We start from the raw sequence: 11,044 nt of genomic DNA, 5'->3' as shown, positions 1-11,044 counted from the left end.
CGCCTTGAACTCCGGCGAATGGTTCTTCCGTTTCGACATCTCTAATCTCCTTATCGTCGAAGACCAGCAGACAACAAATCGTAGCTTACGTCAGTGTCCGAATTTCAGGGGGTAGCTCATTCCGAGCTGAAATCTTGAAACTCACAGAATGGCATAGCAGCAGCGGTACCGCGGCCTCGTGCTCTCGGTAACAATGGCGCAATGTCCCTCGCTCAATATGACATCACTGCGCTCGGCCTGGCTTATTACCGCTATGGCGATGTGCCTTTCGGTATCCGTCAGCCGGATCGCCTACTGCACATCTACGTCGTCGGCCAGACCGGCACCGGAAAATCCACCCTCATCCACAATATGGCGCTGCAGGATCATCGGTCCGGGCGCGGATTCTGCGTGATCGATCCTCATGGCGACCTGGCCGACGCCCTGCACCGCGACTGCCCGGGCGTGATCTACTGGAACGTCGCCGATCCGGCGTCGCCCTACGGATACAATCCGCTGACCAAAACCTCTCCCGGTCTGCGTCCACTGGTGACCTCTGGCCTGATCGATGCCCTGAAAAAACAATGGGTCGATGCCTGGGGCGTGCGCATGGAGCATCTGCTGCGCCACGCGGTCCTGGCGCTGCTCGATTATCCCACCCCCGATCTACGTGATATTCCCCGCATGTTTCTGGACCGTGCCTTTCGGATCGAGGCGCTGGCCCACATCACCGATCCGCAGGTCCGCCAGTTCTGGACCGAGGAATATCCGGCCATGAACTACAAGAACGCCGCCGACGGCTTCGCGCCGATCGCCAACAAGCTGGGTGCGTTCCTGTCCCATCCGGTTTTGCGCGCCGCACTTTGCGAGCCGCAGGAGCCGCTCAGGTTTCGCCGGATCATGGATGACGGCCAGGCACTCATCGTCAACCTGTCCAAGGGACGGCTAGGGGCCGATCTGGCCAACGTGGTCGGCGGGCTGCTGGTATCCAGCCTGACCCATGCCGCGTTCACCCGCCATGACCTGCCCGAACACGCCCGCCGCCCGTTCTTCCTCTACGTCGATGAATTTCACGCCTTCACCAGCGAGGCTGTCGCCGATCTCTTGTCTGAAACCCGCAAATACAAGCTCGGAATGCTGCTCAGCCAACAACACACACAACAGAACCCCGCGCCGGTGTTTGCATCGGTGCTCGGAAACGCCGGAACCATGATCGTATTCCGCGTCGGCGCGACAGATGCTCCAATCCTGGCGGCGCAACTGGGCAAGATCGAACCGCGCGATCTGACGACACAGCCAAACTACCGCGCCACAATGCGCATGATGCTTGATGATGCCCCAAGTCCGGCATTTTCCATGACCACACTTCCGGTCACGTCCGGGTTTCGCAGGTGATCTGGGCTACTGCGGCAATCGCGCCGCCGTTATCCTGATGAGATGACACACGACGACCATCTCAAGGAGCATCTCGAAATCTGCAAGGCCATCTATCTTCGCATGCTGGCGGAGGGCACTTGGCCGTGGCCGGATTCGCAAAATTCCGAGGATTTGATAGAGTCAGGGTCCCCCCGAAAGGATTTATGAAACCGTGTTTTGGATACATCCGGGTGTCCACGCAAAAGCAGGGCTTGGGCGTCTCACTCGAAGCACAGAAAGAAGCCATCAAGAGTTTTGCGAGTCAGCACAACCTCACGGTCACGCAATGGTTCGAAGAAAAGGAAACCGCGGCCAAGCGCGGCCGGCCGGTTTTTACCCAAATGATCCGGCAACTCAAACGCGGCCGGGCCGCCGGGCTGATCATGCACAAAATTGACCGCTCCGCCCGTAACCTGCGGGACTGGGCGCTGGTGTCCGAACTGCCAAACCTCGGGATCGATATTTTCTTTGCCACCGAGACCCTGGATTTCCGGTCCCGCGGCGGGCGGCTTGCGGCCAATCTTCAAGCGGTGATCGCCGAAGACTACATCCACAACCTTCGCGAAGAGACCATCAAGGGATTGAATGGCCGCCTCAAACAGGGACTCTACCCGTTCCGCGCCCCGATCGGCTATCTCGACAACGGTCGCGGGGAACCCAAGACGCCCTGCCCGGTGAAGACGCCGCTGATCCGGAAGGCCTTCGACCTCTACGCTTCGGGCCAATATTCGCTGCGCACGCTCCTGCCGGAGCTTGAGCGTCTGGGCCTCAGGAACCTCGCCGGTCAACCCCTCAGCAAGCATGGGCTGGAAACCATTTTGGCCAATCCGTTCTACATGGGGATCATCGTCATCAAGCGCACCGGGTCGGTCTATGACGGGCTGCACGCGCCGATCATTGATGCCAAGACCTTCAAACGCGTCCAGGACGTGAAGGCAGGCCGTGCCGGCAAGAAGGTCACCCGCCACAACCACCTTTATCGCGGGCTGTTCCGCTGTGGACTCTGCGACGGGCCGATGTCGCCGGAACGGCAAAAAGGCCGGGTCTATTATCGCTGCCAGCGCCCGGAATGCCCGACCACGACCGTGCGCGAAGACGTGATTGACGCGACCATCATCGACATTCTGCGGCGCTGCCAGCTTTCCGCAGAACAGGCCGAGCAGCTTCGTACTGAATGGCAAGATTGGCTCGATGCCGCGCCCGGCGAAGATCAACTGCGCTCCATCGAGCTCAACATCGCGCAGTGCCAGTCTCGGTCTGATCGGTTGATGGATCTTCTGATCGACGGGACCATCGACAAAGCGGGCTACGACAAGAAGAAGCTGGCCATTGAGATCGACCTGGCCGGCCTTGAGGCGCAACGCGAGAAACTGCAGACGCCCGGCGACTTGCGCGAAAAACTCGGCACTTTCCTCGAACTCATGCAAAGCCTTGCAGAGCTTCATATTCGCGCCCACGCCGACGAAAAACGCCGGATCGTGCAAAACTGCTTCTCGAACCGCACCGTGGTTGGCAGAAACCTATTCCTTAAGCCGGATTCCTGGCTTGAAATGCGCGATGTGTCCGAGCTGTCCCCTTTGGTGACCCAGCACGACCCACTTCTCGAATTTTTGCAGCGTTTTGAAGAACCGCCGCTGGTAGACGGACCAAACAAACCGTGGCGGAATAACCTGAAAAACCAAACGCCACTTGATCTACGGAGTTAGGTGCGGGAAGACGCTCTGAGCGCTCTCCGAAGCGCACCAGCCGCAAAAATCCAGCAACCTCGATCAGAGGTCAATCACGACCCGATTCTCGGAACTCATCCAGCAGGTCGGCCCAATCCTGCATCAACTGTGTGCGTTGCTCCAGATATGTCGCCCGGTTGTAGGCCCGTCGGACAGCATTCTTGTCCTGGTGGGCCAGCGCGGCCTCGATGACTTCTGGATCGAACCCGCGATCATTGAGGATGGTGCTGGCGGTCGCTCGAAACCCATGCGCCGTCGCCTCGTCCTTGGAATATCCCATGCGGCGCATGGCTGAGTTAAATGCGTTCTCTGAGATCCATTTCCGGTTCGAGTTGAGCGACGGAAAGATCAACTCGACGCCGTCAACGTCGATCCAATTGCGCTCGACCAGCGCCAGAGCCTGATCGGACAATGGCACGACATGATCCCTGCGCATCTTCATCCTGTCGGCCGAGATAGTCCATTTCCGCTTCGGGAGATCGAACTCTGCCTGCTTGGCCCCGCGGACCTCGCCCGGGCGGGTCATTGTCAGGATTTGAAACAGGAGCGCATCCTTGATGACTCCTGCGCCGGTGTAAGCATCAAGGTCGCGCAGAAACTGACCGAACACCTTCTCGTCGGTGATCGCGGCACGGTTTGTGACCTTCACAGGCAAGAGCGCGCCCTTCACAGCAACGGTGGGGTCGTTCTCGGCCCGCAATGTCACGATGGCGAGGCGGAAAATGGCCGACAGGGTTCCCCGCAGCTTCTTGGCCGTTTCCCTGCGACCACTGTGCTCGATCCGTTTCAGTAGATGCAGGATCTCCGCCGACGTGATGTCGTTGATCGGGCGTTTGTGAAGTGGCTTTGCCAATGTGTTGATGTGCCATTCCTTTTTGCGCAACGTGGCGTCGGCCAGTTCGCGGTCGTAAGCCATCTGCAAGTAATCCTCGGCGACCAGCAGAAATGTCATGCGGGCATTGGTGTCTGAGGTGATCTTGTCGAGTTTTTTCTGGACGCCGGGATCAATGCCCTGTGCCAAGAGTTCCCTGGCAGCCTCCTTCTTACGCCTCGCTTCCGCGATCCCCACATCCGGGTACTGACCGTGCGACAGCATTTTTTCGCGGTCCTGAAAACGGTATCTTTGCTGCCAAAGCTTCGACCCGTTCGGCTTGACCAGCAGATGCAGGCCTTCGCCGTCGGACAGCCGATATTGCTTGTCTTTCGGCTTGGCTTTCCTGACTTGCAACTCTCTCAGGGGCATGGCGCGCCTCGGGTATCGGTGCGGGTATCTAGTGGTATTTGCCGCCGAATCGCCAAAATTACCCGATTTTGATACCCGAAATTGTGTGGGTAACGGCGAAAATCAGTGGTCAGCTATGTTCACCATCATACCGCACAACGCGCTGAAAAATCAACGTTTTTGAGGCGAAATGAGCATATATGTTCGGGAGAAATGGTGCCCAGGAGAGGACTCGAACCTCCACGTCCATACGGACACTAGCACCTGAAGCTAGCGCGTCTACCAATTCCGCCACCTGGGCAGGTGTCGTGAGGCAGGCGTTTAAATCGGGGTCGGGGGAGTGTCAACGCAGAATCTGCAAGAAATGCGATCCACGCGGCACCTTATCGCCTTGTCTCGGGTCAGAGGGGGAGATATGCCCAATAAAGACGAACATCAAAGCGAGGCGTCCATGTCAAAACTGGTCACGATTTATGGCGGTTCCGGTTTCGTGGGCCGTTACATCGCGCGGCGCATGGCCAAAGAGGGTTGGCGCGTGCGCGTCGCCGTCCGCCGCCCGAATGAGGCAATCTTTGTGCGTCCCTACGGTGCGGTGGGCCAAGTTGAACCGGTTCTGTGCAACATCCGAGACGACGCCTCTGTGCGCGCCGCGATGCAGGGGGCCGAGGCGGTTGTGAACTGTGTCGGCACTTTCGATGCCAAGGGCAAGAACAACTTTGACGCCATTCAGCACGAAGGTGCCGAGAGGATCGCGCGCATTGCCGCCGATGAAGGCGTGGCGCGCATGGTGCATATTTCGGCGATCGGGGCCGACAAAGAGGCCGAGAGCCAATACGCCCAGACCAAGGCGCTGGGCGAAGAAGGCGTGCTGGAACACATGCCGGGGGCTGTCATCCTGCGCCCCTCGGTTATTTTTGGCTCCGAAGACGGCTTCTACAACCGCTTTGCCTCCATGTCGCGCTTTGGCCCGATCCTGGCGATTGCCGGTGGCGACACCCGGTTTCAGCCGGTTTACGTGGATGATGTTGCCAAAGCGGCGGCCATGGGTGTCACCGGCGCGGTCAAGGGTGGTATCTATGAACTGGGCGGGCCGGCTGTGGCCACGTTCCGCGCCTTGATGAAAGAGATGCTGGGCGTCATCCGCCGCCGCAAGCTCATCCTCAACCTGCCGTTCCCGGTGGCTGGGATGATGGCATGGGGTTTTGATCTCGCGCAGACCCTGACGCTGGGTCTGTTCCACAACTCGATCCTGACCCGGGATCAGGTCAAGTCGCTGAAATCCGACAATGTGGTGTCCGAAGATGCGGCCGGATTTGCCGAGCTTGGAATCACCCCTGTGGATGCCAAGGCGATCCTGCCCGACTATCTCTGGCGTTTCCGGCCCACCGGCCAGTATGACGCGATCAAGGAATCCGCAGGCAATCTCAAGGCCTGACAGAGCCAGAACGATAGAATGGAAAAGGGGCCGCAATGGCCCCTTTGTCGTTTTCGGCGCGGATCAATGCAGTTGCAGCGACTGGAACTCTCGCGCGTTTGGGCATTGCTCCGGCGGGCTGCTATGCGGGACCGAACTGTTGGCCAGCCAGACCTGACATGAGCCGACCCGCGCGCATCCTCGGCACCGCGTGACCATGCGGGCATAGGTTTCCGGTTCCAGTTGCCCCGTGCGCAACGCGTCCCCAAGATTCAGCCCCATCGCCCGGGCAACGCCGCGGGTGATAAAGAAATGCAGGGCGGGATCACCAAGCGGGGCTGCCATCACGCCACCTCGGGATGGGCCGCGCGCAGAGCGGCAAGCGCCTCTTGGTTGCGGCATTGCGGCGGCGCGTCTTCTTGATGTCCGGCAAGCCGGGCACGCTCCATGTAGCGGTTGCACCCCCCGGTCCATTGGCAGCCACGGCATGTTTCAACAAGCTCTGCCCATTGCTTCTGTGTCAGGTCACCCTGGTCAAATGCTTCCGTGGCATCGGTCCCGGTGACGCGCAGCATGTTCTGCAATTTCCAGAAATGGGATAGGCGGGGTCCAAGCGGACGCATGGCAGTCTCCTTTGGCTCAGGATCTGAGCAGGTCTTCGAACAGGTCGGCATTCCGGCAATAGGACGGTCCGGCCTGTTCGGGCGCGGAATGGGTTTCCAGCCAATGGGCGCAGTCCTCGGGATTGGTGCATCCGGTGCAGTTCAGAACCGCATCGGCAATCCCGTCGGGCGAGATTTTCCCGCGCAGAGCGGCTTCTTCCAGATCAAGACCGCGGGCCGTCGCCATGCGATCTACAAGCGCTGCGTGTTTGCGCAGTTTTTCGACATCTGCCATGGGGTCTCCTCCTGACAAGCAATGCTCAAAGGCTAACAGCGCCGGGGCAATCCGCCTTGATGTGAGTCAATTTCAAACCTTGGATGAGGCGGAGCACCGGCAGAACACTATCATATTTGACGTTGTTACCGTTACGTTCACCTTGTTCGCCTAGTGTGAGGCGCATCACAAATGAGCTGATGTGCCGGGGTGATTCCTTTCCGGTATGTGGCTGAAGTTTTTTTGTGTTTTCGGATGATCCGCCTGTCGCGCTGATCATCCCCCTGTAGCGAGTGAGGTGGCGATGCCCGTTCAGCTTGAGCAATACATTCTTGGCAATTCCCTGGTGAACTTTTCTGGCGGGCCACACACCAACGTGCCCCACTGGACCGATTTTTTTGCCGAAGCCGCGGGCCATGATTACGCCGTGAGCGGTGCCTCGGGTTTCCTGCGCCAGTTCGCCGATCAGGACAGTCCGCAAAGCGGATGGGGCTTCGACGGAGACGATCCGGCGTGGAATGCGGAAAGCGAAGCTTTTGAGCAGGCCGGGATCGACGTGATTACCATCACGCCCGCAAATTTCGTTCAGGATCAGGCCCCGGATGCGCATTACTACGGCGACGACCGGTCGCCATTGGATGCCACGCTCGATATCGTTGGCGACATGACCACCGCCCATCCCGAGGCACAGGTGATGATCTACCAGGGCTGGGCCGACCTTGCCTATTTCACCGAAGACCTGTCCGGTGCAGAGGCTGTGATCGAAGACTACCATGCCTATAATCAGGGGGCCTATCTCGACTGGTATCAGACCCTTGTCGATCAGGTGAATGCCGCCGACCCGGATGCAGATGTCGTCTTGCTGCCGGTTGGCTCCATCCTGTCCGAATTGCTGCAGGGTGGCGGTGTTCTTGGCGACCTTTCGGTCGATGACCTTTATGTCGACAGCGCGCCGCACGGCACTGAAACGCTCTATTTCCTGGCCGGGATGATCAATTATTCCGCAGTCTATGGTGAGCCTGTTCCAACCGGATTTGCACCGCCCGAAGGGATCGACCCGCGTGTCATCGAACGGCTGGATGAGATCAACCAGACGATCGTGACCGAATTGGCTGAGGCCGGTTTTGTGATTGACGGCGTCGAACCCCCGGTCGAGCCTGAGCCTGAGCCTGAGCCTGAGCCTGAGCCTGAGCCTGAGCCTGAGCCTGAGCCTGAGCCTGAGCCTGAGCCTGAGCCTGAGCCTGAGCCGCTGCCCGACCAGGACCCGGTCACCGATCCTGCGCCGGAACCCGACCCGGTGCCAGAGCCGGACCCGGTCGACGATTCGGACCCGGTGATTGCGCCACAAGGTGCCATGCTGGCGGAATACGTGGTTGTTTCGCCGGATGTGGGTTCGGTCGAAGATGTGGATTTCTCCGACCCTGTCGTTCAGGAAGTCGTGGATGGATTCGGTTTCCTCGAATCCTCCGATCCGCTTTGGCAAGATGGGCCCAGTGACCATTTCGCGGCCCGCTACACCACCGAAATGACCTTTGACGAAGCTGCCGATTATCGGTTCGAGCTTTGGGCCGATGACGGCGCGGTATTGCGCATTGACGGGCAAACGGTCGTGACCAACGAAGGGGCAGGGCCGGATGCGCATGTGATCGCGGATATCCAGCTTGATGCCGGTCCTCATGTCTTTGAGATGCTGTATCTGGAACGCGACGGCGAACAATCGCTTGATCTGAAATGGGCGGGCCCTGCAACGGATGGCCAGATGCTGCCATTTGCCCCGATTGCAGAGCTTGTCGAACAGCCCACCGACCCCGCCCCGGAACCACCCGTAGAAGACGAGATCGTGACGCTTGAGGACGGTCGTGATGACACGGCAGATCCTGACGATGTCTATAGCGAGATGGCTGCAAGCCTGATGGCTCTTTTCGGCATCGATCCCGATACGGATGACGATTCCGATGCCGCCGCACTGACGGCGGAAGAGAGCGAAGCAGAACTTGTTTGAGCATGATTTGCCCTGCCCCCTTGCGCGTCAGGGGGACAGGGCGTATATGACGGCTCAACAGCGGCGCGTCGGGCCAAGTCCGAAGCTCCACCGGGAAAGATCGACGGGCCGCGCGCCCGTTTTTTTGTGCCCGAATGACGCCTGATCACAGGACCCGATATGACCGACATTCTGTCGAATACTCTGATAGCCAAGACCTCGCTGGACCGCAGGTTGGCCGAGATCATCGCACCGGTGATCGAGGATATGGGATTCGAGCTTGTGCGCATCCGTCTGATGAGCGGCAAGACCCAGACCTTGCAGATCATGGCCGAACGCCCCGGTGGCGGGATTGAGGTGGATGAATGCGCCGAGATTTCCAACGCCGTGAGCGCGACGCTGGATGTGGAGGACCCGATCCTTGACGCCTACACGCTGGAAGTGTCGAGCCCCGGCATCGACCGCCCGCTGACCCGGCTCAAGGATTTCGAGACCTTTGAAGGCTACGAGGCCAAGCTGGAAACCAATGAGCTGATCGACAACCGCCGCCGCTTTCGCGGCGAACTGGCCGGTGTCGAAGGCGACGAGGTGCTGATCAACGTGGACGGGTCTTCGGAAAATACCGAGACCATCACGCTGGGCCTGAAATTTGACTGGCTGGCCGATGCCAAGCTGGTCATGACCGATGATCTGATCCGCGAGATGCTGCGCCAGCGCAAGGCCGCGGGTGTGGACGAGACACAGTTTGACGAGATCGAGACCGACGCGTCTCGCGAGGAGGAATAACACACATGGCGATTACATCTGCCAACCAGCTTGAGCTGCTGCAAACCGCCGAGGCCGTGGCCCGGGAAAAGATGATCGACCCCGGTCTCGTGGTCGAAGCGATGGAAGAGAGCCTCGCCCGTGCCGCCAAGTCGCGCTACGGCTCGGAAATGGACATTCGCGTGTCCATCGACCGCAAGACCGGCCGCGCTACCTTTACCCGCGTGCGCACAGTAGTCGAAGACGAAGAGCTTGAGAATTACCAGGCGGAAATGACCGTCGAGCAGGCCAAGCAATATATGGAAAACCCTGCCGTGGGCGACACCTTTGTCGAAGAGGTTCCCCCGGTCGAAATGGGCCGCATCGCCGCGCAATCCGCCAAGCAGGTGATCCTGCAAAAGGTGCGCGAAGCCGAACGTGATCGCCAGTACGAGGAATTCAAGGACCGCGCAGGCACCATCATCAACGGTGTCGTCAAGCGCGAGGAATACGGCAACGTCATCGTCGATATCGGCCGTGGCGAAGGCATTCTGCGCCGCAACGAGAAAATCGGCCGCGAGAGCTATCGCCCGAATGACCGCATCCGCTGCTACATCAAGGATGTACGCCGCGAAACCCGTGGCCCGCAGATCTTCCTGTCGCGCACCGCGCCGGAATTCATGGCCGAGCTGTTCAAGATGGAAGTGCCGGAGATTTATGACGGCATCATCGAGATCAAGGCCGTCGCCCGTGACCCCGGTTCGCGCGCCAAGATTGCCGTGGTGTCCTATGACGGCTCCATCGACCCGGTCGGTGCCTGTGTGGGTATGCGCGGCTCCCGCGTGCAGGCCGTGGTGAACGAGCTTCAGGGCGAAAAGATCGACATCATCCCATGGAACGAGGATGTGCCGACCTTCCTCGTGAACGCGCTGCAGCCCGCCGAAGTGTCCAAGGTGGTTCTGGACGAAGACGCCGAGCGCATCGAAGTTGTGGTGCCGGACGAACAGCTGTCGCTGGCCATTGGCCGTCGCGGCCAGAACGTGCGCCTTGCCTCGCAGCTGACCGCGCTCGACATCGACATCATGACCGAGGAAGAAGAATCCGCGCGTCGCCAGAAAGAGTTCGAAGAGCGCACGCAACTCTTCATGGACACGCTCGATCTGGACGAATTCTTTGCCCAGCTTCTGGTCTCCGAAGGCTTCACCAACCTCGAAGAGGTGGCCTATGTCGAGGTGGACGAGCTTCTGGTCATTGATGGCGTGGACGAAGACACCGCCAACGAGCTGCAGACCCGTGCCCGCGAGTTCCTTGAGGAACAGGCGCGCAAGGCGCTCGAAGCGGCCCGTGAGCTTGGGGTTGAGGACAGCCTTATTGAATTCGAGGGCCTGACACCCCAAATGGTGGAAGCCCTGGCCAAGGACGGCGTGAAAACGCTTGAGGACTTCGCCACCTGCGCGGATTGGGAACTGGCCGGTGGCTGGACCACCGTCGATGGCGAGCGTGTCAAGGATGACGGCCTGCTTGAGCCTTTCGACGTTTCGCTCGAAGAAGCACAGGACCTCGTGATGACCGCCCGGATCGTTCTGGGCTGGGTTGACCCTGCCGATCTCGAAGCCGAGTCTGAGGAGGGTGACGAAGAACCCGCCGCCGAGGAGGCGGAGGAATAAGAGCACCGGAGCGGGGTC

The 11,044-nt window shown here is 59.7% G+C and carries 11 protein-coding genes and 1 tRNA gene; 6 read left to right on the top strand and 6 right to left on the bottom strand.

Translation table 11 applies throughout. The features are described 5' to 3' along the window. Positions 1–261 precede the first annotated feature (261 nt). Together PGB28_RS16005 and PGB28_RS16000 are read left to right on the top strand one after the other, a co-directional pair. Positions 262–1,374 carry a type IV secretory system conjugative DNA transfer family protein gene (locus PGB28_RS16005; protein ID WP_271422528.1) on the top strand — a complete coding sequence of 371 codons (1,113 nt, stop codon included), beginning with the start codon at positions 262–264 and terminating at the stop codon, positions 1,372–1,374. A gap of 185 nt (positions 1,375–1,559) precedes the next feature. Next, positions 1,560–3,101 carry a recombinase family protein gene (locus PGB28_RS16000; protein WP_271422527.1) on the top strand — a complete coding sequence of 514 codons (1,542 nt, stop codon included), beginning with the start codon at positions 1,560–1,562 and terminating at the stop codon, positions 3,099–3,101. 70 nt (positions 3,102–3,171) lie between these two features. Here PGB28_RS16000 and PGB28_RS15995 read toward each other — a convergent pair whose 3' ends face one another. Then, on the bottom strand, positions 3,172–4,365 hold the full coding sequence (locus tag PGB28_RS15995; RefSeq protein WP_271422526.1) for a tyrosine-type recombinase/integrase: 1,194 nt from the start codon (positions 4,363–4,365) through the stop codon (positions 3,172–3,174). A 193-nt stretch (positions 4,366–4,558) separates the two neighbouring features. Further along, positions 4,559–4,645: transfer RNA gene (locus PGB28_RS15990), tRNA-Leu, on the bottom strand. A 150-nt stretch (positions 4,646–4,795) separates the two neighbouring features. Between PGB28_RS15990 and PGB28_RS15985 the strand changes: the two genes are divergently transcribed. Next, positions 4,796–5,779, top strand: a complete 984-nt coding sequence (locus PGB28_RS15985) for a complex I NDUFA9 subunit family protein (RefSeq protein ID WP_271422532.1) — start codon at positions 4,796–4,798, stop codon at positions 5,777–5,779. Positions 5,780–5,842: 63 nt separating this feature from the next. Here PGB28_RS15985 and PGB28_RS15980 read toward each other — a convergent pair whose 3' ends face one another. Genes PGB28_RS15980 through PGB28_RS15965 form a run of 4 tightly spaced genes read right to left on the bottom strand, consistent with a single transcriptional unit; the run spans position 5,843 to position 7,052 of the window. Next, positions 5,843–6,103 carry a DUF6455 family protein gene (locus tag PGB28_RS15980; protein WP_271422525.1) on the bottom strand — a complete coding sequence of 87 codons (261 nt, stop codon included), beginning with the start codon at positions 6,101–6,103 and terminating at the stop codon, positions 5,843–5,845. Next, positions 6,103–6,381 (bottom strand): DUF6455 family protein, encoded by a 279-nt coding sequence (locus PGB28_RS15975; protein WP_271422524.1) that lies wholly within the window; start codon positions 6,379–6,381, stop codon positions 6,103–6,105. Before PGB28_RS15975 ends, PGB28_RS15980 begins: the two co-directional genes overlap by 1 nt. Before the next feature lie 16 nt (positions 6,382–6,397). Further along, complete coding sequence (locus PGB28_RS15970; protein ID WP_271422523.1) at positions 6,398–6,655, bottom strand: DUF6455 family protein; 258 nt, start codon at positions 6,653–6,655, stop codon at positions 6,398–6,400. Between the two features lie 25 nt (positions 6,656–6,680). Then, the gene (locus tag PGB28_RS15965) at positions 6,681–7,052 is read right to left on the bottom strand and encodes a hypothetical protein (RefSeq protein ID WP_271422522.1); all 372 of its coding nucleotides are present in this window, start codon (positions 7,050–7,052) and stop codon (positions 6,681–6,683) included. A 9-nt stretch (positions 7,053–7,061) separates the two neighbouring features. Between PGB28_RS15965 and PGB28_RS15960 the strand changes: the two genes are divergently transcribed. The 3 genes from PGB28_RS15960 to nusA all read left to right on the top strand — a co-directional run bounded on the left by PGB28_RS15960 (position 7,062) and on the right by nusA (position 11,026). After that, entirely contained in the window at positions 7,062–8,636 is a 1,575-nt protein-coding gene (locus PGB28_RS15960; RefSeq protein ID WP_271422521.1) for a PA14 domain-containing protein, read from the top strand. Positions 8,637–8,807: 171 nt separating this feature from the next. After that, positions 8,808–9,401 carry a ribosome maturation factor RimP gene (gene rimP / locus PGB28_RS15955; protein ID WP_271422531.1) on the top strand — a complete coding sequence of 198 codons (594 nt, stop codon included), beginning with the start codon at positions 8,808–8,810 and terminating at the stop codon, positions 9,399–9,401. 5 nt (positions 9,402–9,406) lie between these two features. Continuing rightward, entirely contained in the window at positions 9,407–11,026 is a 1,620-nt protein-coding gene (gene nusA / locus PGB28_RS15950) for a transcription termination factor NusA (RefSeq protein ID WP_271422520.1), read from the top strand. Positions 11,027–11,044: the final 18 nt, after the last annotated feature.

The sequence above is a fragment of the Primorskyibacter aestuariivivens genome, from assembly GCF_028023675.1.
Lineage (GTDB): Bacteria > Pseudomonadota > Alphaproteobacteria > Rhodobacterales > Rhodobacteraceae > Marinovum > Marinovum aestuariivivens.
The sequence above is the reverse complement of the archived record's forward strand: the minus strand, read 5'-3'. Positions and strand labels throughout refer to the sequence as shown.